This is a genomic window from Trichocoleus sp. DQ-A2 (assembly GCF_039961915.1).
Taxonomy (GTDB): domain Bacteria; phylum Cyanobacteriota; class Cyanobacteriia; order Cyanobacteriales; family FACHB-T130; genus FACHB-T130.
Map to the genome: position 1 here is coordinate 164,248 of NZ_JAMPKD010000005.1, position 23,630 is coordinate 187,877.

Here is a 23,630-nt window from a genome sequence, read left to right on the forward strand (position 1 = left end):
ATGCTACACAGTTTGGAAATGCCTTGAAGCGTTTGAGCAGGTTTTTATGTTCTTGTTTAACAAACGTTCTATCAGCCAACGGTGGTTCTGGATTGGAATGGCTGGCGTATTCTTGGTTTCGCTTGCCCTGCGTTTTTGGGGGCTGGAACGATTTAATACTTTAGTTTTTGATGAAGTTTACTATGCGAAGTTTGCCAACAACTATTTAACCCGGACTCCCTTTTTTGATGGGCATCCCCCTTTGAGCAAGTACATCATCGCCGTGGGGATGTGGATAGGAGATCGCTTACCGTTCGGGAAAGATACGATGAACGGGCTGACGGGTTCTCTGCATTCGCCTTGGAGTTACCGTTGGCTCAATGCGCTGACTGGCTCATTTATTCCCTTAGTGCTGGGGGGAATCGCCTATCAACTCACTTATCGGCGCAGCTATGCGTTAATCGCTGCTATCTTTGCTGCCGCCGATGGTTTATTTCTGGTAGAGTCGCGCTATGCCCTGAATAACGTTTATCTAGTTATTTTTGGACTGCTGGGGCAGTGGTTTTTCTTACTAAGTCTCGCGAATCAAGCGATGCGACGCTGGTTTTGGCTAGCGCTAGCCGGTATTTTTTTCGGGGCGTCCGTGGCTATCAAGTGGAATGGCTTGTGGTTTCTGTTGGGTGCCTACTTTATGTGGGGTTTTGCCTGGGCGCTACAATGGGCGCAACAGGTATTCAACAAAGCCAGCAAAAAAACTGGAGAACCTGGGACTCAAGGATCGGAGGAGCAGAGGCGATTTTTTCCTGATTCCTCAGTCCAGACTGCTGACCCCTCAGTCCTAAATCCTAGCTCCTCAGCCCTGACTCCTGACTCCTCAGCCCTGACTCTGACCCCGTTACAAAACCTGACGCAGCTAAATTTACTTCACATTTTAGTGAATTTAGCAATCATCCCATTCCTTTTTTACGCCGTTATTTGGATTCCTCACATTCAACTCAACCCAGAATTTGGGTTTTGGGAGGTGCAAAGGCAAATTCTGGCATACCATCAACGAGTGGGTGATGGGCCGAAAATTCATCCTTACTGCTCCAGATGGTATACCTGGCTGTTGATGCTGCGCCCGGTGGCGTACTTTTACCAAACGGCTCAAAATACGGATACGGCGGTACCCGCACTTCCGCCTTTACCGAAAGGGGTGGGTAACGTGATTTACGATGTCCACGCGATGGGAAATCCAGTGCTGTGGATTCTTTCAACGGCGGCAATTTTACTGCTGCTGTTTTTGCTAGCTCAATACTTCTTGACTGGGAAAGGGTGGAAATTTACTCCAAGCGTTTCAACTTGGATTGCCTTGTACTTGGTTCTAAACTGGCTGGCGAATGTGCTGCCTTGGGTGCGGGTAACTCGCTGCACGTTTTTGTACCATTACATGGGAGCGTCTGTGTTTTCGGGGCTGGCGCTTGCCTGGATTGTCGATCGATGGCTGCAAAGTCCGGCGCGTGAATTAAGAGCGATCGCGCTGACGGTAATTTTTGCGATCTTGGCAGCTTTTGTGTTCTGGATGCCAATCTATTTAGGTTTGCCCTTATCCCCCAGAGATTATCAAATCTTGATACCGCGCTTCAATGTTCGGTATGTGCCGCCTTGGTTGCGCCAGTGGGTGCCGAATTGGATTTAGGAAAGTCTGGAAGGTTTAGGGTTGAGTAATGAGTTTGAAAATGCTCTCTTTTTCTAATCATTAAAAACTCAACCCTCAAACTTCAACTTCTGATAAATAAAGCGCGATAAACGGGTTCGCCGCGAGAAAGGGTACTGATTTCGCGTTCAGTTGGTACTGGCAGGGGATTCGTGTCTAACCATGCGTCGCCTCCCTGTCTTTGGAAGGCTGGGGAAGAGGAGAAGCGATCGCGCATTTCCACTGCGATCGCCTCAACATCTGACTGAACAAAAACCACTCCTCCAGTAACCAGGTACTTTGCCAAAACTTCTAGCATTTCTGGCTGCACCACGCGGCGTTTGGCGTGTCGATTTTTAAACCACGGATCGGGAAATTGAATGGTGACGCGCTGCAAGGTTCCGACTGGCAAAGAACTCAAAATAGGATTTAATGAGTTATTGGCATTACAAAATAAGTAGTGAAGATTTTCTAATTGCGCCTGCTGTTTCCATTCATTGGCTTCTTCTACCAACGTTTCTCGAATTTCTAAACCCAGATAATTCCAATCGGGTTCTACAGTCGCCATTTTCAATAAAAACCGCCCCTTAGCGCAACCAATATCTAAATGCAGCGGCTTTGTCGGATCGGCATAAATATTCTGCCAGTCGGGAGGATTTACCGGCGTTTGATACTTGGCGGAAAGTGGATTAACGTGTTGGCGAACTCGGACGGGTGACAATCTGAAACTCCTTTTTTGGCTGTTAGCGATTCAGTAACTAATATCATTCAACACAAAGTTTTTTCCTCTCCTTAACTCTCTCCTACAAGGAGAAGAAACAGGAATATTTTAGCCTCCAGAGCGCATTTCGCTCCCTTTCCTAGTAGAGAAGGCGGTTGGGGATTAGGTTTTGATGCAAAGGCGCACTAACTGCTTCGCGTGCGGAAGAGAATGTACCAAAGGTTATGATCGACGGGGATCGCTATTATCACATCCCCTCATCCATTTTTGCGTTGGCGCTATGAGTCTCAATTTTCGTTTTGCTGTCATCAGCGACTTACACATTGCACTTCCTAACACGATTACGGATCATCCCAGCCGTTTTCACATGGTAGAAGTCAGCATCCCAGCATTGGAGATTGTACTGAGACATCTGGAACAACTCAACTTAGATTTTCTGTTGATACCGGGAGACTTAACGCAGGATGGGGAACCAGAGAATCATGCTTGGCTGCAAAAACGCCTCTTGAAGCTCCCTTTTCCCGTCTACGTGGTGCCGGGGAATCATGATGTACTCAGTTTACTCCCCACTGATAGCGCCATTGGACTCCAAGAGTTTCCCCACTATTACCAGCAGTTTGGCTACGAGAATCCAGAGCAACTGTATTACACGAGTCAAATTTTACCCGGAGTGCGTTTAATTGGGCTGAATTCCAATAATTTTAGCGATCGCGGGAAACAGGTAGGGCGTTTGGATGATGCTCAGTTGGCATGGCTGCAACAACATCTGAAAGAGATTAATGATGAGTTAGTGATGGTAATGGTGCATCACAACGTCATCGAGCATCTACCCGGACAATCCAGCCACCAGCTAGGACGTCGGTATATGTTAGAGAATACACCAGTGCTACTGCAAATGCTCCGCGAGGCGGGGGTAAATCTAATTTTTACAGGGCATTTGCATATTCAGGATATTGCTCGCGATCGCGGTGTTTATGAGATTACCACAGGTTCTCTGGTTAGCTATCCTCATCCCTACCGGATCTTGAACTTCCGCACCGATAAGCAAGGCAAAAAATCCTTGCAGATTGAGTCGCATCGGGTGGAATCTGTCCCCCATTTCCCAACGCTGCCACAATTCTCACGAGATTGGATGGGCGATCGCTCGCTTCCCTTCATGCTCAAGTTGCTGACTGAGCCACCCTTAAATATCCCGATTACAGAGGCAGAGGGACTCGCCCCCAATTTACGCTATTTCTGGGCAGATGTTGCCAAGGGGGATGCTTTATTTGATTTCTCCCACTTCCCCCCAGTCGCAAAGCGCTATTTCGAGTCATTTGGCGCGATCGCTCCCGATGGCACCCCCGCCCTCATTGACAATTACACAACTTTATCTCTATAACCTAATTCATCAGCTCTTTGATCTATCTTTAGTAAGATGCTGTTCAATCTTTACCTTCAGTAAAGTGTCTCTAAAGTGCCATAGCATTGCTTAAGCTCACTTTCAGTCTAGATACAAGTCTCTAAATCCACGCTCTACATCGTGACCTTAGTAGTAGACCAACGAAACTGGATAGAAGAAAGTCGTCATAGCCATCGCGGAAGTGCCATGTTGTTTGCACCGATGGTGGAATTTAATGTGATGGCTGAAGTTGGAGATACTCCTCCTTAGTTAAGGCGGTTTAGAGGCGAAGCCAGACGATTAGGCGATCGCAGTGAAAAGAAACTAAGCTAGTTTCCTAAAATTTTCAGGATTTCGGCAAGCATAACTAAAAATTTTGCTTGCTCATAGTAACTATCTTTAAAGCCTATAGCTTAGGCTTCTAAGCTTCCTTGGGTTTGGAGGCATTGAAACTAACACGAGTAAGAGTCTGTTGTATCGAGCAGGTATTACTTTTGAAATGGTTGTAAGTTAACAACAACTCCAGCTTTTTTGGAGAATCTTGCCTCTAATCGTTGCCTTAGGTTGATGGCTTGAAGTCAAAGACAAGCTTGCTGAAGCTGTACTGATTTCGCTCAAGAGATAGTTACTCCTACAAATCATCAAATGTTAGTTTTCCTTAGGATGATTTTGGAGTGCATTTGCCATGACTAATAACATAAGTGCGGAAAAATCCCAACCTTTATCACAAAAATATTTAGAACCTTCCCGATGGTCGCGGATGAACGAATTCCTCTTAATTACCTTAATAGGAGGAATTCGGCGACCGTTGGGTACGATGCTGCGAAGACTACTCTACCCAACAATTTTAGGTCGGGTAGGTAAAGCTCTATACATTCAAAGTGGAGTTGAATTGTTGAATGCTTCTTCTATTGAAGTTGGAGACAATGTCAAAATTCTTCGAGACGTTCGCCTAAACGCTAGCGGCGAAAACAGTAAGATTTCTCTGGGAGATTTAGTATGCCTCGATCGAGGCGTTGATATTAATGTTACCGAACGAGGTAACTGCAATATTGTAATTGGAGAACGAACGCATATTTCTCCCTACACCTGTTTAGGTGGCCCAGGTCATATCAAAATTGGCAAATTCTGTTTAATCGCATCACACGTAGGAATTTATGCCAACAATCATAACTTTGCAGATCCTACAGTTTATATCTGGAACCAAGGTATCACTTGCAAAGGAATTGTGATTGAAGATGACTGTTGGCTAGGCAGTGGAGTCAAAGTCTTGGATGGAGTCACCATTGGAAAGGGAAGCGTCATCGGCGCAGGCGCAGTTGTAACCAAAGATATTCCCCCTTACTCAGTTGCAGTTGGTGTTCCTGCTAGGGTTATTTCTCAGCGAAATAGCATTTGCGAACGCGAAATACAACAGGGAATTTTAGTTGCGGACTCTTAACAATTGAATAGAGAAGGCTATTTTAAATAGCCTTCCTGCTGCTGAGCAAAAACTCAATTCCTGTTACAGATCGCTTGATATCTGTTATTACCCAAATCAGATTTGACAGAAACAGCAATGGACATTCAAAATTACCGCTATCCTTCCCAATGGAACCGTAAAAAAGAATCTTTATTCATTACATTTTTTGGGTGGTTCCCCTTATCAATCGGTTTAAAACTGCGAAACTTTTTTTACCGGAGTATTTTAGGACGCATAGGTACGTCTGTTTTGATTCAACCAGGTGTTGAGTTTATTCGCGCTTGTTGTATTGAAATTGGAGATAAAGTTAAAATTTTTCGGGGAACTCTCTTAGAAAGCGGCGACCAGAATAGTCGAATTTATCTTGAAGAGGAGGTGTCCCTAGGCAGAAATATTTATTTATATGCTGGTGGTCAAAACAGTAAAATTTGTCTGAAAAAGCGGGTTAGGCTCGACCGTGGCGTTGATATCAAAGTTATGCCTGGAGGTTGCATTGAAATTGGAAACAATACGTATGTTGGTCCATACACTTGTTTATCTGGCAGTCAAATCAAAGTTGGCAGAGACTGTTTAATTTCTTCGCATACCACCATTTATGCTAGCAATCATAACTTTGCCGATGCCACAAGTCCGATTGTCAGCCAAGGTGATACCTGCAAGGGAATTGTGATTGAAGATGATTGTTGGCTGGGAAGCAAAGTAACCGTCGTGGATGGAGTCACGATTGGTAAGGGTAGTGTCATCGGTGCAGGCGCAGTCGTAACTAAAGATATTCCTCCTTATTCGGTTGCTGTAGGTGTACCGGCTAAGGTTGTTTCCAAACGCAATGGTACGGCTGAGAATTTAGTAAAAGTTGGGGGTCTTAAACTTACCGATTCCAGCAACATTTAATCAAACTGTGCCGGAATTGTGAAACAAATAGTTTGGGAACTGGTAATCGGTAATTGTTTTTTCAGGAATTACCTGTTCCCCGTCTTGAGGTATAAAGTTTCCAAACTGTAATCAATTTATTTTTGGCGACAAATACCAAAGACTGAAGTGTATCCATGCAGGAAGGTACTTCCTCCTACAGGGCCAATTTCACCATTACAGAAGAAACCCGCCAGGGGGATGTCTTTTAGATAGCGACGAAATAGCTCGGAGTCAAAGTTAGGCTGCCCATAAAGCCCTTCTCCTCGCCCCAGGCAGGAGAACATCAAAGCACCGGCAGATGGAGAATCGTTAGGTGCCTGTTTTTGATAGCGCTGGAGGAGGAGTTCTAAGTCTTCTGCGGAGGTTAGGGCGTCTCGGAGGTGGAATTGGATGCGCTGACCGGGGCGGACGCGATCGCCAATTGCGATCGCCCCCACTCTAGGATCTACGCCCAGTAAGTTGCGGATCAAAAAATCTCCCGGCTCCAGGTTTAACTTAAATTCATCCCTCACCAAGCCTACAAACAGCGAATGCTGTGCTAACTGTCGGTCTGCCTCGCTCAAATTCTCGATTAAATCCTGTAAGATTTCCAGAGGCGTCCCAGATTTTCCAGCACAGTCATTCACATCCGCACTATCCTCTTGGGGAGTCAGTTCCAAAAGAATATTTCGTTCTCCTTTCGTGATTCGATAAGGCTTCCCAATCGGGCGACAGCCCTGTGCCACAATTGTTTCCAGTACAATATTGCCACTTAAAGCGACGCCAACCGTTCCTTCGCGGTAGAGCTGGTAGTTACAAAATAAACCCGTGTTGTTACCCAAACTGCCAGTGCTAGCCAGTCCCCCCACTTTCACCGAGCCTGGATAAGCAAAATCCAGTCCTTGAAGTAAGTCATTAATCTTGGAAGAGAAAGGATCGGCTAACAAGATGAACTGGGGTTCATCAGCGGGTGATACGCCAATCAGGTCAACCCAATTATCCGGTGAGCTATCCAGGTCAGGCAGAGCATCACTAGAAATCTCAAATGCGCGAACATTGACTCCAGGAAGATGAGCCAAGCTAAGGCTTAATGCGGGTTCTTGTTCGACTTCTTCCACTTCGTCCTGCGAATTCATGCCAATAATGCCGCCGCCACCACAGCCAATCAGCGCTTTGATATTAAGTTGTTCTTGTAACAATGGCATCAGCCGTGAATATTCACTCGCATAGGCAGACGAGATGAACACCAGCCCCAAGTCAGCCGGTGCCTGCAACGCCAGAGTCGTACGTTCAACCACTTCTGCCACTGCCGCTTCTAAAGACGGACGGGTTGATAAGGCGTTCGTCCACTTGATCTGCTTAGCCATAGGGATTACACAAAAATGCGCTTTTGTAAGCCAATGCTCTTGGGCGGATTGGCAGGGTATCAAAGCCTTATCATTACCCTAACACTCGCAAGGCACAGGTTGTAGAGTCCCTTACTTCAACCCTAGGGGAGGAGTTGGCGAGTGGCAGTAGCGCCTTAACATTAGTTAATATGGTGAAGATAACCATAGATTAGCCGGTTAAGTGTATACTGGCACCTCGGTGAGTCAGAAACGACCAAATCTTAAAAGATAAAGATCGATCCTGTTCAGGTGCTGTCACTTGCTGATATGACAAAGAAAGAACGACTGAAAACTTAGAGTCAGCGAGCAGAACACCTGATTGGAGATTACCGATAACGGTCGAAATTCACCAGGTTTCCTGAATTAAAACAAGAAACGGGGACGAGAATTATGAGCAACATCCAAGACCAAATTGAACAAGAGCGCGAGCAAGCCCGGACTGTGTGCGATACAAAGGGCGCAGGTTCCGGTGAGTGTGCCGCTGCCTGGGATGCCGTTGAAGAATTGCAAGCAGAAGCATCCCATCAGCGGGAAACCAAGCCGAAGAATTCTCTGGAGCGGTATTGTGACGCTAATCCAGGAGCCGATGAGTGCCGGGTCTACGAAGAATAAACTTAATTCAGTGCTAAATGCCGCCAGTCCAAGCTGGTTTTCGCTGCACGAATTCACCGGATAAATTTCTGGCACTTACAAGCAACAAGAACCTGATTGAAGTCGTTCGAGTTGCTTGTTTTTTCGTTTTGTGTAGCTATCTATACCGATATTTGTTTTGATGCGACAGATGCGATCGCTCTGAAGCGGCTTCTCGCGTAAGCCAAAAAAGTAGCGGAGGGGTTTCCCTGCCCCTACTGAGCAATCGGGAAACGAATCTAAGCTGCCTGCCCCCACAAGTGAAAAAGAAGCAGTTTTGGAGCGGGAAAGTAAAGATAAGGGAAAGAGAAAAAATTCCCTTTCCTCAAGTGTAGGGAGCTGTTGCAGGCAATTAGAGCAACGAGATTCGTTGAGTGGCAGTTGCACCTAGACAGTTAAAATGAGTGGGTAAAATTCCCCTTTCTGCCATACACAGCCAATGGACAATGACAACCTCTGGTTTCGACCGTTAGTTTGGATGGACTACCGACTAGCGCTACTATTTACTGTTATCATTCCGCTGATTCTGCTGATCTGGGCTTTTATCCAGAAAGCGGATGCAATGGTGCGCTTGTTAATCATCTACTGGCGGGTTTCTAGTCTGCTGGCGATTACAATTTACTTGATGATTGCTGGATGGCCTATTTCCTACGTGTCGTCTTTCTTTGCCCGCCTGTTGATTCCCATATCCCTCTGGTTTTGGGTGGATATTAACGATGAAATTGACGATCAACCACTGCGTCCTCTAAAGCTAGTGCTAACAGCGTGGCGTTGGGCTGTCAGTGTTTATTTAACATTGGGCGCTTTAGCTTTCCTTCCTTTCCTGTCTTGTGCATTTTCCCCAGGAGCAATCCAGAAACCATTTTGTGACGTTTGGTTAGAAGCACCTAGGATGTACAAACAGTATTTCCATCCCAGTTATACACCTCGATTTCTAGGCTTTTTGGCGATGGTGGGATTGGTGATTTATGTACTTTACTTGAGTTATTTTGTCTTGATCCGGCTGGGCAAGGAGGGACGCTCAGCAATGGAACAGTAAAAACAATTAAAAATTAAAAATTAAAAAATCAATATTTTTTAATTTTGGCTTTTTAATTGTTTGTCCTTAACCTTTTACACCCCGCATCAAATATGAGTAATGCTGTTGGGCAGCGTCTAGAGCGATATACCGCCAAGCGCCCTCATGAAGTCCTGGTTGTCACGGCTGAAATTGCTGGAGAAGAAGACAAAATTGCCATCTTTAAAGGATATTCTAGTTCTTTGATGCGCCCAACAGCGTTCGATCCGGATGTGCCGGTGCTACCAGATAAGGCATCGATTATCTCTATTGATAGAGTTCTTTCCCCTTACAATCCGGAAGCTCCCCATTATCTAGAGCAAGGATTAACTTGGGAGACAATCCAACCCTTGTTGTTAGAGGCGGGAGTTTAATCAACCAGTTAGTTTAGCTTTGCGAAAGCTAAGGAAGTAGGTAAGAAATAAACATTAGCGGCTTAGGTCAGACAAAATCTAATATTTATCTATTGTTAGATTAAATATTTTTAAGGGAAAACTATCATTGAGTATCCCACTGGAATTTCGACTATGCCATCTCCAGACGCTAGCTTTACCCCACACGAACGGGTCGTTGCTGCTAAGTCTGAGCCACAAAGCCAACTCAGACCCCCAGAACCTTCTCCAGACTGGGCAAACCGATTGCTCCATCGTCTCAGTATCCGAAAGAAAATTGGTTTTGGATATGCCCTAACTCTGGCTGTGGCGATTGTAGGAACCGCCATAGGACGTACGGTAGGAGATTATTACTATGAAGATCAATCTAGGGAGAATCTAGAGAGGGTACATAAGGAAACACTTCTTTTCAATGACTTGAGGTTTAACGTCCTAGAGGCACGAAACCACCAGCAACAATTTATTTCTTTAATATCGCAACCAGAGGTATTTAGGGAACACTATGCTCATTTCATTGAGCATAAAGCGGAGGTTGAGAATCGGCTATCTGAAATCAGAGCTTTAGCAGATAGAACTAATCGCCGGGATTTGAAGCAATTTCTTCAAAATAACCAGAATCCGGTAGAAAGTTACTTTCAGCAAGTAGAATCTCTCCTTAAAAAAATTAATGAGTTGAATTTAAAAACGCAGGATGTTTCAGCCGCACAGCAGGTACTGATCGCTTTTACGAATAATAAAGTAGCTACTGAGTTTGACAACTTTTCAGAAGACGTAGAAATCTTAATTACAAACGCTCACAAGGCAGAAGAAGAAGCCTATGAGGGTCTAGAAAAGGCAGAAAAGGTAGGAACCCAGGTTACGATCGCTGCCATGCTACTGTCGAGTGCGATCGCAACCGCGATCGCCATTTATACCAGTCGCGCGATCGCTCATCCGATTGAAGCAGTTACTAAAGTAGTGACTCAGGCGAATGAGGAAGCTAATTTTGACCTGCAAGCTCCTGTCCTTACTCAAGATGAAGTTGGAGTATTAGCGATTTCCTTCAACACCCTCATTCAACGAGTTGCAAATTATACTCAAGAATTGGAGTTCGCTCGCCAGACTTTGGAAAGACGGGTAGCAGAACGGACTGAAGAACTAGAGGGCAAAAATGAGCAGCTAGAAGCAGTTCGTGCTCATTTGCAAGAACTGAATGCTGAGTTAGTGTCTCAAGCTGGTGAACTCAGCCATACTTTGCACGATCTCCGGCAAACTCAAGCCCGTTTGATTCAAACGGAAAAAATGTCTAGTTTGGGTCAAATGGTAGCAGGAGTGGCTCATGAAATTAATAATCCAGTTAACTTTATCTACGGCAACTTGAGCCACGTCAGCGAGTACACGCAGGATTTACTCGCTCTGGTCGATCTTTACCAGCAACATTATCCCAACAGCGCCCCGGAAATCCAAGCTCAAATTCAAGCATTTGACCTGGAATTTGTCGCTGATGATTTGCCGAAAATACTCTCTTCGATGAAGATGGGAACTGAGCGCATCCGTCAAATCGTGCTGTCTTTGCGAAATTTCTCTCGCCTAGACGAAGCGGACATGAAACCAGTTGACATTCATGAAGGAATTGACAGCACTTTATTGATTCTCAACCATCGCCTTAAACGCGGCATTGAAGTAACTAAGCAATATGGAGAGTTGCCTTTAGTTGAGTGTTATCCAGCGCAACTGAACCAGGTATTTATGAATATTTTGAGCAATGGGATTGACGCCTTGCTTGAGCAAAGCCAGCAACCCAGCCCGCAGATTTTGATTCAGACGGAAATAGAAACAGAAAATCCCGGGTTTGTACGAGTGCGGATTAAAGATAACGGTCTCGGTATTCCCCCAGATATTCAAAACAAACTATTCGATCCTTTTTTCACGACTAAGCCTGCGGGAAAAGGTACTGGGCTAGGACTGGCAATTTGCGCCCAAATTATGGAAAAGCATCAAGGCAAAATTGAGGTGAATTCGCAGCTGGGGAAGGGAACTGAGTTTGCACTGGTCTTGCCCAGCAAACATCCGAATGCGATCGCACTCAGCAGCCGCCTTGAGCTAGAGCAAGCCAACGGCAGACCCTAAGAGAGGTTTGGGTTATTCCGGAAGGTGCTATCCTCCACTGTAAGTGTGTTGTGTGTTGGAGTGGTTTAAAAATATGGTTTCATCCCCAAGCCGTCCTCAGCTCTCTAGTCCTGTGACTGAGGTAGAGCAACCAGGCATCCGGATTGGTAATAATCCTGCTTCCAGTTTCCTCGCGTTGCCAACGACTCCCCTGTTTGGCACCGATGGCATTCGCGGAAAAGCTGGAGAATTGTTGAGTGCATCCCTAGCCTTGCAAGTGGGCTTTTGGGCAGGTCAAGTGCTGCGGGCATCGGCAACCACCTCAGGGCCGGTGATTTTAGGGCAGGATTCTAGAAACTCTAGCGATATGCTGGCAATGGCGCTTGCCGCTGGTTTAACGTCAGCGGGACTGGAAGTGTGGAATCTAGGGCTATGCCCGACTCCCTGCGTGGCTCATCTCACCAGCGCCTCCCAAGCCGTAGGCGGGGTGATGATCTCTGCTAGCCACAATCCGCCAGAAGATAACGGAATCAAGTTTTTTGGATCGGATGGTACAAAGCTACCCCCCGCATTGCAGCAGGACATTGAAGCGGCTTTAAGAGGAAGGGCGAATTTCGCCACGTTGAATGGTAGCTGGGGACAGCATTATCATCGACCGGAGTTAGTGACAAATTATCTGGACTTGCTGAAGCGATCGCTCGCACCAGGGATCGGGCTAAAAGGGTTGCGAGTCGTGCTGGATCTGGCTTGGGGCGCAGCGGTTCATCTAGCACCAGCGGTGTTTCAAGAGATGGGGGCAGAAGTCATCTGCTTGCACGATCGTCCCGACGGCGATCGCATCAATGTAAATTGCGGTTCGACTCACCTCGGCTCCCTCCAGTCAGCCGTCAAGCAGTATGGTGCTGACTTAGGCTTTGCTTTTGATGGAGATGCCGACCGAGTCATGGCAGTCGATGCCCAAGGTCGCGTCGTTGACGGCGACTATATCCTCTATTTTTGGGGCAATACCCTGAGGCAAGCTGGACAGTTGCCTGGAGATTTGATCGTGGCGACCGTCATGGCGAATTTGGGCTTTGAACGCGCCTGGAAACAGCTTGGCGGTTCTTTCGTCAGGACAGCCGTTGGCGATCAGTACGTACAGGCGGAAATGCTCCGGACTGGAGGAAAGCTGGGCGGCGAGCAATCAGGACATATCCTCTGCCACCATTACAGTCTCACTGGAGATGGCTTGCTGACCGCTTTACATATAGCAGCACTGGTGCATAGCACTGGGCAATCCCTCTCGGAACTGATCGATGGAAGCTTTCAGACTTATCCGCAGCTGCTGCGAAATGTGCGGGTGGAAGACCGCGAAAAGAGACGGCGCTGGCAAGAGTGCGACGCTGTGACAAATGCGATCGCTCAAGCGGAAGCAGCGATGGGAGACCAAGGAAGAATTTTAGTTCGCGCCTCTGGCACCGAACCCGTCATCCGAGTTATGGTGGAAGCCGCCAGTGCCGACTTAACAAATCACTGGACAGAACAGCTGGTTCTCGCCGTCGAACAACATCTGGCGTGATTTTGAGAAAGAGATGCGTGGATAGGTGGATGCGATCGCTAATCCACGCATCTCAAATCATGTATGCCAAAATCGATGGGTACCGGCAGCTTCAAGCTCCCCCATGCCGAAATCAAAGCTAAAATCCAAAAAGTCTAAAAATACAAAACAGCAGTCTCAAACGCCAACCCTAAGTCTTAAGGAGCAGTTAGCCCAAAAGCGCAAGGCGCAGCTGGCGCGAAAAGAATTCACTCAATTTGCCTTTGCCAGCGTGGGGATTGCCGCCGTTCTTGCTATCTTCCTGTTTCTCGCCGCTGGACCAAAAGCAGCCTTAGCCTCTTTAGCAATTCCGGCTCTGGGATTTTCCTACAAATATCCCCGTAAAGCCCTATGGGCATTCCTCCTTTACCTACCGATTAATGGCACCGTCACCTACTGGATTGGCGGCGGGAATCCTGTATTCCAGCTGGCTAAAGATGGAATCTATATTCCCGCATTGATTGCTCTAGTAAAGGACTGTCAAAGGAAAAAGCTACCCATCCTGATTTCCAAAGAGATCAAGCCGAGCTTGTACATTCTGTTAGTCTTTTCTGGGCTGACGCTGTTTCTTGTTAACGGCTTCCTACAATTTTCGGGCGGTAGGTCGGGACAACCCTTTTTGCAGGGAGTTTTGGGTCTAAAAGTTTTTCTGGGGTATGTTCCCCTGGCTTTTTGTGCCTACTATCTGATTCGGACAAAAAAGGAATTGCTCTTCCTGACACGAATGCATCTGGTTCTCGCCATCATCTGCTGTATCCTTGGCTTTATTCAGTACTCGATGCTGACTAGCGGTAGATGTGCTGGTACCAGAGGACTGGTTGCTGATGCTTTATTTAAGGCAACCCTGGATGCCAAGTGTTTTGTCGGTGGCGCTTTGGTTTACAGCCCGGAAGTCGGGATGATTCGCTTACCAGGTACGTTTGTCTCTCCTTGGCACTGGGCATGGTTCCTGATTTCCAACGCCTTTTTTACCTTTGCAACTGCCTTCTGTGACACTTCGTTTTTCTGGCGGATTGGTGGTTTAGTCGGTATGGCACTTGTCTTTGCCAATGCGGTGATTTCTGGTCAAAGAATTGCCCTGTCGCTGGTTCCCGTTGTCTTCGTACTGCTGCTGGTGCTTACAGGACAAGTAGCGAACCTCAAACGGTTTATCCCCGTTGGAGTCGGGCTAGGTGTGGTGTTGAGTATCGCCGCCGCTGCCAACCCAGCTTTAATTCAGGAGCGGATCGATAGTTTTGTCAGCCGCTGGAATGCTTCACCTCCCCAAGCATTTATTGTGGAGCAATTTAATTGGGCAATGAAGAAACAGCGGGGATTTTTGGGACGCGGTTTGGGAACGGCTACCAATTCCACCCGAATTTTTGGTGATGCAGCGCTGGTTGAAACTTACTACCCTAAGGTTCTATACGAAATTGGCCCGGCAGGCACGTTGGCGTTTCTAGTTTTCGTGACTTGCTTGACAGCGATTACTTTCAAAATTTACCGCTCGGTGAAAGACAAAAGTTTACGCAGTTTTGGTGCCAGTTTTTGGGTTTTGATTTTAGTGCTAAGTTATAACACTTACTGGTATCCCTTGGATACCGAGGTGGCAATTTATTACTGGTTTTTTGCCGGTGTTATTTTTAAATTGCCAGAAATAGATAAGCAGGAACAAGAGAAGCGATTGGCAGAGGAGGAAAATGATGAGGCTAAAACGAAGAAGAAAGGACGCCGCAAATCATCTGGAAGGCGTACTGTCGGTAAAACAAGCCCGGTACCTGCCACATAATTAAGGCAGCGATCGCTCACTATTCAATTGCATTTCGGAGCAGTAAACCGTGAAGCCTTTGATTTCGGTAATTATCCCCACTTACGGACGTGAAGAACCTTTGCGAGACACGCTCAAAGATGTCTTGCTGCAAGACTACCCAGCCTTTGAAGTGCTGGTGGTCGATCAAACCGCTACGCACCAGCCAGAAACTCAAGCGTATCTTGAGGAGTTGGCAAACAGCGGTAAAATTCGTTGGTTTCGCGTAGATTGGGCAAGTTTACCGGGTGCCCGAAATTATGCGGTACGGCGGGCAGTTGGGGAAATTGTGTTATTTCTGGATGATGATGTCTTGCTAAAGCCTGGATATTTAGAGGCTCATGTCCGCAATTATTTAGAGCGCCCGGAAGTGGGTGCGGTAGCGGGGCGAGTATTTGACCGGATGAAGTTGGAAGATTCCGGCAATAAGTTGACGATTGAGGATTTGCCCCCAGAAGCGATGGACCCTGGAATTGCTTGGTACCACATTGACTTAGTGCATACAGTGAAGCCGCAGCGCGTTCTCACTGCCAGAGGCTGCAATATGTCCTTCCGGCGAGAAATCTTTACCAAGCACGGACTGCATTTTGATGAGCGGTTTCGAGGTAGTGCGGTGCGCGAAGAGTCGGATTTTTGTCTGAGGTTGCGGCAGACGGGGTATCAGATTTGGTATGACCCCGATGCTGATTTAGTTCACCTAGGAGAAGAAACAGGCGGCTGTCACGATATTAGTACGCGATCGCTCCAGTACCAACTTACCTTCTATCACAACCACTTCCTGCTGGGACTTAAAAACCTTACCCCAAGTCAATGCCTGCGATTCTTCGCTAAGCTTTTTGACTGTCACGTACTGGGGCATCCTCCATGCAACAAAAGCGGCTCCCCGTTAAAAATTTTGACTCGCTTTGTCTCCTACACTTTAGGCTTTTTCAACGCACTTGGTACAGTTATCCAGTCAAGTTGGGAAGACGGTCAAGTTTATACTCGTCAAGATGGAATTTCAACGTAAAGAACGCAAAGTAAACGCAAAGAAAAATTTTCTCTGCGAACCTTTTTGGCGCTCCTTTGCGTTAAAAAAAGATTTTCGCTACTAGGAGTTGCGCGATGAGGATTTTGGTTGCCAGTCACACTTATATCGTTGACCTCAACTGCGAGAAACTAAGGGCGTTAGCTCAACTGGAACCCGGAATTGAAGTAACTGTAGTCGTGCCGCGCCGGTGGCAGCCTGGGGGTGTCCAAAATAAGACGATTGAAACTCAGCTGCGTCAAGAAGGCTCTTTTCAAATCGTGCCAGTTTCTAATTTCAGCCAGAACAACCAGGGAATGCTTACCTTTGGGGCTGACTTGATTTCATTGTTGCGCCAGTTTCGACCCCAGATTATTCAAGTGGAACAGGGTTCAAAAGCTTTAGGTTATGCTCAGCTGATTACGCTCAATCGACTGTTGGGGCTGAAGGCAAAAAATGTGTTTTTTACCTGGTGGAACTTACCCTACGAACTAAAATTTCCGGTTTCCTTGCTAGAAGCTTATAACCTACGACACACTCACGGACTGATTGCTGGAAATCAAGATGGTGTGGATATATTGCGGCAGCGTGGCTACGACGGCCCTAGCAAGGTGATGCCGCAGCTGGGTGTAGATGAGAGATTGTTCTCACCAACACCGCAGCCAGAATTGGCAGCAAAACTGGGGATTCAACCGGATGAATTTGTAGTCGGGTTTGTGGGGCGGTTTGTGGAAGAAAAAGGTCTGCTGACGCTGTTGCAAGCGTTGAAAGGCTTGCAGTCACGCCCCTGGAAATTGCTTTTACTCGGTCGCGGCCCCTTGCAATCGGTACTACTAGAACAAGCCGCTGAGGCGGGGATTAAAGATAAATTGATTTTGGTGGAAAGCGTTCCTCATGACGCAGTTCCCTGCTATATCAACCTGATGAATACGCTAGTGTTACCTTCAGAAACAACTTATAAGTTTAAAACTTTGACTGCCGCTGGTTGGAAAGAACAGTTTGGTCATGTGCTGATTGAAGCGATGGCTTGCCAAGTTCCTGTAATTGGTTCTGATTCCGGGGAAATTCCGCACGTCATTGGAGATGCGGGGTTAATCTTTCCAGAGAAAGATGCAGCAGCTTTGCAAAATTGCCTGGGGCAATTGATGGAACAACCAGATTTAGCCCAGAAGTTGGGTAAGCTGGGTTATGAACGAGCGATCGCGCAATATACAAATACTGCATTAGCCAAGCAGCAATTAGATTTTTATAAACAGTTAGTCAAGAGTCAGTAGTCCTTAGCAACTGACACCTGACGCCTGACAAACAAAATGAAAATTTTACAAATTGTCCCTTCGATTTCTTTAGTTTATGGGGGTCCCAGTCAGATGGTTCTGGGACTATCAGAGGCACTGGCATCTGAAGGGGTGGAGGTGACAGTATTAACAACAAATAGCAACGGAGATGTCGGTCAGCCGCCCTTGGATGTGCCTCTTGACCGTCCGGTGGAACAAAATGGCTATCAGGTGCGTTATTTCCCCTGTTCCCCGTTCCGGCGCTATAAGTTTTCCCTGGATTTGTTGCGCTGGTTAGCAGGACATGCGGCTGAATTTGATTTAGCTCATATCCACGCTTTGTTTTCGCCTGTAAGCACGGCGGCAGCGACTGTGGCGCGATCGCGTCATTTACCCTATTTAATGCGTCCTCTGGGGACGCTAGACCCCTCAGACTTACGCAAGAAGAAGCAGTTGAAGCAGATTTACGCGGCACTGCTAGAACGTCCCAATTTAGCAGGTGCGGCGGGAATTCACTTCACCAGCCCCCAAGAAGCTAAGATTTCCGAACGCTTCGGAACTTCAACGCCGGATGTGGTAATTCCCTTAGGCGTAAAGCAGCCAGCAATCCTACCGAAAGGTCAAGCTAGAAGGAAATTAGGCATTCCGGAGACTCAGCCTTTGCTGCTGTTTATGTCTCGGATTGACCCGAAAAAAGGGCTAAATTTACTGATTCCAGCCTTGGAAAAACTTTTAGAAGAGGGTGCTGATTTTCACTTTGTGCTGGCAGGTGGAAATCCGCAAGATCCAGCTTATGAGAACAAAATTCGAGAACAGTTGCAAGCGTCACCTTTACGCGATCGCACTACTATAACCGGATTTGTAACTGGTGAGTCGAAAACTGCCTTACTACAAGATGCCGATTTATTCGTCCTCCCTTCTTACTACGAAAACTTTGGCATTGCTGTAGCCGAGGCGATGTGTAACGGAACCCCAGTGATAATTTCTGACCAAGTTTATATCTGGGAGGAAATTCAACAAGCAGAAGCTGGCTGGGTTTGCGCCTGTGATGTAGAGAGTTTAACTAAACAATTGCGCGATTCGCTTGCTGATGCTTCGGAACGACAACGGCGGGGAATAAATGCCCAAGAGTACGCTTTGAAAAATTACAGTTGGAAAGCGATCGCTCAAACAACGATTAAAGCTTACCAACAAATTCTTACAAGCAAAAGTAGTAGCGCGTCCAGTCTAATTTAGTGGGCTTACTCAGACCTGAAAAGCTTGAAATGTAAGCTTTCGGGCATTTGTTTAACCAAGCATTCTAGGCTAGACGCGCTACTACTAATAAGCGGCGTGACCTAACGCCAAACCAGCAACAAGCATTCCTAGAACTAGGAAAGGTTGAGCGCTTGCCTGATATTTCACATCATTTTTCAGGGGATCGCGCAGAAAATACATATCCTGAAAAGTGATTTGGGGGATGATGAGTAATATCAAGATTGCCGCATAAAGATTTTGGTGGATGCTTATCAAATACGCGGCAATTCCAGCTTGAAAGATATCGATCATCAGCACGCATATCCATGCAGCCGTGCCAACACCAAACATCACCGGAAGCGATTGTAGACCGAGTTGGCGATCGCCTTCAACGCTCTTGAAGTCATTCACCACCGCAATTCCTAACCCTGCCAAACTGTAGAACAGCGTCAGAATCATAATCGTAGGGTTTAACTCCCCAAACAGCGCGTGACCCGTCCACCAGGGGAGAGCAATATAACTGGCACCCAGTGCGTAATTACCCAGCCAGCCATTTTTCTTCAGCTTCAGCGGTGGCGCAGAGTAAATATAGGCGAGGAACGTGCCGCCCAAGGCAATGCAGGTGATGGTAGGAAAATCATGCCCCACCCATCTATCTAAAACGTAGGAAAGCCCTAACCCCGCAAATAACAGTACCAAAATTTGCGTCACCACTTGGGGAACAGAAATGGCACCAGAGGGAATCGGACGGTAGGGTTCGTTAATCGCGTCGATATCGCGATCGTAAAAATCATTTAAAGTTTGGGTATACCCAACTAAAATAGGTCCCGATAGCAGCATACAAGTAGCGGCTTTCAGGACATTTTCCAGCGTCCAAGTGTATTCACCGGAAGAAGCCGCACCGCAGACAACGCCCCAAATCAAGGGAATCCAGGTAATCGGCTTCATCAACTGCAAGCGAATTTTCCAGATAGAAGTCTCGCCAGGAGCCGCACCTTTCATGCCCAGCAGTTGACGAGTTTTCGCACTCCGCTCAGATGGGTTGTTATCGGTTGTTTGTTGTTTGTCGGTTGTCATTTGCTAATGGGTAATAGGTAATAGGTAATGGGTAACGGGTAATGGTCATTATCAAGTACCCATCACCCATTACCAATTCTCAATGACCAATTAGAACGAAATCGCCAAGTAACTATTTTGAAATTTAGCGCCTTTGACGGGTTGACCGCTCAACTGGGGGGGTAAGGAGATATTGCGCCGCTGATCTCCGGCTTCGATGGTGACTTCAGGGCCGTATTGGGTGAGTTTTACCTGCTTTTTATCAAAACCAGGCAAGAATAGACGTACCTGACGAGCTGGAATGTCAATCTCGATAGGTTTGGGCAGCCCCGATACTTGACGCAAATCCGGGAGGGCGTCGATTAGCGGTTGCCAGTCACCCGGTGGTGAGCTGGGAAGGGAGCTGACTGCAAGAGGGGTAAAGTTTGCCGAAATGGCTTCTGTGTCCGACTCTTGGTTGAGCAGAACGCCTCCCACGGTCAGTCCGACTTGTTGGGCACTGCCCCAAAAATACTGGGCAGTCGCAACAGCAGTTGGCGCACTCGTCGTCACCAAATAGGCAGCAACGCGGTTAGGATCGGCGACTGCGGCTCTCCCTCGCTCCAGCAGATTGTTCACCTCATTGGTGGGCTGTTGGGCAAAGTTATCCCCACTCCATGACACATTGAGAACAGCGCTGCTAATGGGTTGAATGAACGGCGAAACAGTTCTCCACAGGTCGGAATCTTCCACGACTTTTCGGAACCGGCGAATATACCAGCTGAGTATCTCTGGCATCCCCAGCATCCGTAGGGTAGTCTGGTCGCCGCTGCCGTCGTAGATGATTACGTCATACTTGCCACTGGCTTCGTACTCGCGGATGGCGTTGAGAGCCAGGGCGCTGTCCATCCCTGGCAGAACGCCCAACTCCTGACCGTAGACATTTTTCAGCAGAGGCGTCCGTAGATACTGCGCTTCCAGTTTTTTGACTTCTTCCCAGCTGCGTTCGAGTAGCACGGCAGACTGGAACTGTACTACCTGTAAATTTTGAGCCAGTTCCTGGGGATCAGGGCTAGGGGACGCCCCCAGGAGCAATCCGAGGGTGGGGCCGGGGTCTTGTCCGGCAAGTAGCACTCGCGCTCCCTTGCTTGCCAGTTGTTTGGCGGCTGCGATCGCGACTGTGGTGCGACCCGTGCCGCCTTTGCCCAAAAACGTTAAAATCAGGGCCATCTGTTCTTATTGTGCGGGTTTCAGTTCATCTTCAAAAAACCAAGTGGTCGAGTTGTCGTCAAATTGCACGACGACCCCAACGCCACTACCATCCGTCATTTTGTAGCCTTTGATGGTGCCAACTTTCCCCAGTTTATTAACAACGGCGGGAGAAACCCTGTCTCTGAGGCGGTATACTTTTACTTTCTGACCGATCTCCATTGCTGCTCCGATGCAAATGAACCATTCCGAATCATTCCACAGTTTAGGGCAAAACCTCGGAGATTGGTTTGCTTAAGTGGTGGTGAACCGAAGGTCGTCCTCTTAGGACATCGTTTTCTTTTGGTTCAGATCACCTCTGAATCAATACCCAAGGACGGTATTTAGACCCGAACTCTAGTTGCTCTACCGCTTTGGCGTAGCACCAAGATGACCTTGAGGCTGCTAAGCTTTACCTCGGCAGAAGCTGCCACTCGCAAAACTTCTGCTTGTATTGCAGCAAATTTCCTATATCATCTTTAACTTAATAGACTAGACTTGTTACAAAATCCAACAAATGCCAAAAAGCGGCAATGGGAACTCTAAGGTTTGACTCAGCTTCATAGAAAAAAGTGGCTTCGTGTTTTGGTTGTGAGAGAGTAGCGGGATTTGTTGAAGTCGATGAAAGCAGTTGTTCGCAAAGCTGGCAGGGTGAGGCGTTTGCTTCCGGTTAATGACCTATGGTGGGCAAAGCTAGACTTGTTGAGAACCCTGGTGCGGCGGGATTTGGAAGCGCGATATAAGGGTTCGGTTCTAGGCAATTTGTGGCCTTTGGTCAATCAGCTGTCACAGTTGCTGATTTACACTTATGTTTTCTCAATTGTATTGAAGATAAAGCTGACCCTGAAGGGATTGCCAGAGAATAACATTACCTTTGGGTTATGGCTATTTGCCGGGTTGCTTCTCTGGATTGCTTTTACCAGTGGCCTTACCCAGGCAGCAGGTTCGGTGGTGGGGCAGCCAAATTTGGTGAAGAAGGTCGTGTTTCCGCTAGCTTTATTGCCCCTAGTACCCGTGCTGTCAACGTTCATTGAGAGTACATTAGGCTTGATGGCATTGATTCTTTTAGTGGCATTGACATCCCAAACAATACACGCTACGTTATGGCTGCTGCCGTTGGTTTGGCTACCGCAGCTAATGTTGACAGCTGGGTTGGGGTATTTTACTGCAGCTCTAACAGTTTTTTTGCGAGATATTCCGCAAACATTATTAGTTATCTTAAATTTTTTATTCTATTTGACACCTATTGTTTATCCAGCAAAGCAGATTCCAGAACCGTGGAGAGGTTGGGTATTTTGGTTGAATCCAGTGGCGACGCTGGCAGAAGTTTATAGAGATTTAGTATTAGTGGGAGAGATGAATCACTGGGCACAGTGGGGTGTGGCGTCTTTAATTTGTCTATTAATATTTTTGGGAGGATTAGGGGCGTATCAAAGGTTACGTCCGGCATTTGCTGATGTACTTTAGGTTGTGATTGAGTTTGTGAGTTGTGGTGTTGGCAGCAGTGGTGTAATGAGTGAGATTGCGATTTCGCTGAAGAACGTCTCGAAGTGCTTTAAGCTGTATGGGCATCCCGTAGATCGGTTAAAAGATTTATTGCTGCCCGGTAAGATTAGAGCTAATGAATTTTGGGCGCTGCGAGATATTAATTTGGAGGTGCCAAAAGGGCAAACACTAGGAATTGTTGGGCAAAATGGTTCTGGCAAAAGTACACTCCTACAAATTATTGCCGGGACGCTAACGCCAACTACAGGAGATATACAAGTCAATGGTCGGGTTGCAGCGTTGCTGGAATTAGGAAGTGGTTTTAACCCTGAATTTACCGGGCGGCAGAATGTATTTTTTAATGGAAGATTATTAGGCTTAAGTCAAAGAGAAATAGAAGACAAATTTGATACAATTGCTGAATTTGCTGAAATTGGAGATTTTATAGAACAACCCGTTAAGGCTTATTCAAGCGGTATGTTTATCAGGTTGGCTTTTGCTGTTGCAATCAATGTTGAACCAGATATTCTAATTGTTGATGAAGCTTTATCCGTAGGTGATATTAAATTTCAATTTAAATGCTTTTTGAAATTTAAAGAATTTCAGGAAAAAGGCATAACAATTTTATTTGTTTCCCATGATGGAAATTCCGTAAAACGTTATTGTAATAATGCTATTCTTTTAAATTCAGGTCAAAAGATTTTGGAGGGAATACCGAATCAAGTAATTAATCATTATACAAAAATTATGTTTCCCGATGAAGAGGTGAGAGAATTCAGAGAAATACCAAATAAAGAATTGATATTACCTGCCGCTCCAGAACGAAAGAAAGAAAAGTTAGAGTATAGATATGGTGATGGACGGGGGGAAATCATAAAAATTATTACTAAAAATAGTAACGGGGAAACAACCAAAACTTTCCTTTCTTGTGAGAAAGTAGTTGTTAGTATTGAAGCTTTGATTAAAGAGTTTTTAGAAGCTCCAGTGTTTGCTATGACAATAAAAGATTGTAGGGGTGAAGATATATATATCACCAATACGTATGCCCAGAAGATAAATGTGCCAAATTTAAAGCCTGGAAACTTGGTTAATGTGTCATTTGAACAACACCTGATGCTTTGTCCAGGTGACTACTTTATTTCTTTTGGCTTTGTCTCTCTTGCTCAAGGAAGGCTAAGTCCAATAGATCGTAGATATGATGCTGTCCAAATAAAAGTGACTCAACTGGGAGACGATATGAGTGGCGGCATAGTAAATCTTCAGAGTCGGATTAATTTTTCCATTGAAAAGGCTACTCTTGAAAGTAGTAAGTATTAGAGT

Annotated in this window: 21 protein-coding genes; 16 read left to right on the plus strand and 5 right to left on the minus strand. The window is 46.5% G+C overall.

Annotated features, from left to right (window positions below; translation table 11 throughout):
• Positions 1-46 precede the first annotated feature (46 nt).
• Positions 47-1,657: a phospholipid carrier-dependent glycosyltransferase gene (locus tag NC997_RS06340; protein ID WP_190525297.1), complete on the plus strand. Its 1,611-nt coding sequence runs from the start codon at positions 47-49 to the stop codon at positions 1,655-1,657.
• Between the two features lie 82 nt (positions 1,658-1,739).
• Here the strand turns inward: NC997_RS06340 and trmB are convergent, their stop codons facing one another.
• Positions 1,740-2,375, minus strand: a complete 636-nt coding sequence (gene trmB, locus NC997_RS06345; RefSeq protein ID WP_190525298.1) for a tRNA (guanosine(46)-N7)-methyltransferase TrmB — start codon at positions 2,373-2,375, stop codon at positions 1,740-1,742.
• Between the two features lie 280 nt (positions 2,376-2,655).
• Between trmB and NC997_RS06350 the strand changes: the two genes are divergently transcribed.
• From NC997_RS06350 to NC997_RS06365, 4 genes are all read left to right on the plus strand, one after another.
• Positions 2,656-3,756, plus strand: coding sequence for a metallophosphoesterase (locus NC997_RS06350; protein WP_190525299.1), 1,101 nt, complete (start codon positions 2,656-2,658; stop codon positions 3,754-3,756).
• 141 nt (positions 3,757-3,897) lie between these two features.
• The gene (locus NC997_RS06355; RefSeq protein ID WP_277877460.1) at positions 3,898-4,026 is read left to right on the plus strand and encodes a hypothetical protein; all 129 of its coding nucleotides are present in this window, start codon (positions 3,898-3,900) and stop codon (positions 4,024-4,026) included.
• A gap of 415 nt (positions 4,027-4,441) precedes the next feature.
• Positions 4,442-5,197 carry an acyltransferase gene (locus tag NC997_RS06360; protein ID WP_190525300.1) on the plus strand — a complete coding sequence of 252 codons (756 nt, stop codon included), beginning with the start codon at positions 4,442-4,444 and terminating at the stop codon, positions 5,195-5,197.
• A gap of 102 nt (positions 5,198-5,299) precedes the next feature.
• Entirely contained in the window at positions 5,300-6,109 is an 810-nt protein-coding gene (locus tag NC997_RS06365; protein ID WP_199306060.1) for an acyltransferase, read from the plus strand.
• Positions 6,110-6,225: 116 nt separating this feature from the next.
• Here NC997_RS06365 and NC997_RS06370 read toward each other — a convergent pair whose 3' ends face one another.
• Entirely contained in the window at positions 6,226-7,476 is a 1,251-nt protein-coding gene (locus NC997_RS06370; protein WP_190525301.1) for an FIST N-terminal domain-containing protein, read from the minus strand.
• Positions 7,477-7,887: 411 nt separating this feature from the next.
• Here NC997_RS06370 and NC997_RS06375 point away from each other — a divergent pair, with 411 nt between their 5' ends.
• The 9 genes from NC997_RS06375 (at position 7,888) to hpsP (ending at position 18,542) form a co-directional block, all read left to right on the plus strand.
• Positions 7,888-8,109, plus strand: coding sequence for a Calvin cycle protein CP12 (locus NC997_RS06375; RefSeq protein ID WP_190410417.1), 222 nt, complete (start codon positions 7,888-7,890; stop codon positions 8,107-8,109).
• A gap of 457 nt (positions 8,110-8,566) precedes the next feature.
• Positions 8,567-9,166 carry a DUF3177 family protein gene (locus tag NC997_RS06380; protein ID WP_190410416.1) on the plus strand — a complete coding sequence of 200 codons (600 nt, stop codon included), beginning with the start codon at positions 8,567-8,569 and terminating at the stop codon, positions 9,164-9,166.
• Positions 9,167-9,258: 92 nt separating this feature from the next.
• Complete coding sequence (locus tag NC997_RS06385) at positions 9,259-9,558, plus strand: hypothetical protein (protein WP_190525302.1); 300 nt, start codon at positions 9,259-9,261, stop codon at positions 9,556-9,558.
• 153 nt (positions 9,559-9,711) lie between these two features.
• A complete protein-coding gene (locus NC997_RS06390) occupies positions 9,712-11,685 on the plus strand; it encodes an ATP-binding protein (RefSeq protein ID WP_190525303.1) in 1,974 nt (657 codons plus the stop codon).
• A 73-nt stretch (positions 11,686-11,758) separates the two neighbouring features.
• Entirely contained in the window at positions 11,759-13,222 is a 1,464-nt protein-coding gene (glmM, locus tag NC997_RS06395) for a phosphoglucosamine mutase (RefSeq protein WP_190525304.1), read from the plus strand.
• A gap of 103 nt (positions 13,223-13,325) precedes the next feature.
• On the plus strand, positions 13,326-15,008 hold the full coding sequence (gene hpsL / locus NC997_RS06400) for a hormogonium polysaccharide biosynthesis protein HpsL (protein WP_190525305.1): 1,683 nt from the start codon (positions 13,326-13,328) through the stop codon (positions 15,006-15,008).
• 49 nt (positions 15,009-15,057) lie between these two features.
• Entirely contained in the window at positions 15,058-16,035 is a 978-nt protein-coding gene (hpsN, locus tag NC997_RS06405; RefSeq protein WP_347276053.1) for a hormogonium polysaccharide biosynthesis glycosyltransferase HpsN, read from the plus strand.
• A 95-nt stretch (positions 16,036-16,130) separates the two neighbouring features.
• Positions 16,131-17,306: a hormogonium polysaccharide biosynthesis glycosyltransferase HpsO gene (gene hpsO / locus NC997_RS06410; protein WP_190525306.1), complete on the plus strand. Its 1,176-nt coding sequence runs from the start codon at positions 16,131-16,133 to the stop codon at positions 17,304-17,306.
• A 36-nt stretch (positions 17,307-17,342) separates the two neighbouring features.
• Complete coding sequence (gene hpsP / locus NC997_RS06415) at positions 17,343-18,542, plus strand: hormogonium polysaccharide biosynthesis glycosyltransferase HpsP (RefSeq protein ID WP_190525307.1); 1,200 nt, start codon at positions 17,343-17,345, stop codon at positions 18,540-18,542.
• A gap of 84 nt (positions 18,543-18,626) precedes the next feature.
• Here hpsP and chlG read toward each other — a convergent pair whose 3' ends face one another.
• The 3 genes from chlG to NC997_RS06430 all read right to left on the minus strand — a co-directional run bounded on the left by chlG (position 18,627) and on the right by NC997_RS06430 (position 21,008).
• On the minus strand, positions 18,627-19,619 hold the full coding sequence (gene chlG / locus NC997_RS06420) for a chlorophyll synthase ChlG (protein ID WP_190525308.1): 993 nt from the start codon (positions 19,617-19,619) through the stop codon (positions 18,627-18,629).
• Between the two features lie 90 nt (positions 19,620-19,709).
• Entirely contained in the window at positions 19,710-20,807 is a 1,098-nt protein-coding gene (locus NC997_RS06425) for an ArsA family ATPase (protein WP_190525309.1), read from the minus strand.
• Positions 20,808-20,813: 6 nt separating this feature from the next.
• A complete protein-coding gene (locus NC997_RS06430) occupies positions 20,814-21,008 on the minus strand; it encodes a DUF2862 domain-containing protein (RefSeq protein WP_190410406.1) in 195 nt (64 codons plus the stop codon).
• Between the two features lie 438 nt (positions 21,009-21,446).
• Here NC997_RS06430 and NC997_RS06435 point away from each other — a divergent pair, with 438 nt between their 5' ends.
• Both NC997_RS06435 and NC997_RS06440 read left to right on the plus strand, forming a co-directional pair.
• Positions 21,447-22,292, plus strand: a complete 846-nt coding sequence (locus NC997_RS06435) for an ABC transporter permease (RefSeq protein ID WP_190525310.1) — start codon at positions 21,447-21,449, stop codon at positions 22,290-22,292.
• Positions 22,293-22,337: 45 nt separating this feature from the next.
• Positions 22,338-23,627 carry an ABC transporter ATP-binding protein gene (locus tag NC997_RS06440; protein ID WP_190525311.1) on the plus strand — a complete coding sequence of 430 codons (1,290 nt, stop codon included), beginning with the start codon at positions 22,338-22,340 and terminating at the stop codon, positions 23,625-23,627.
• Positions 23,628-23,630 lie beyond the last annotated feature (3 nt).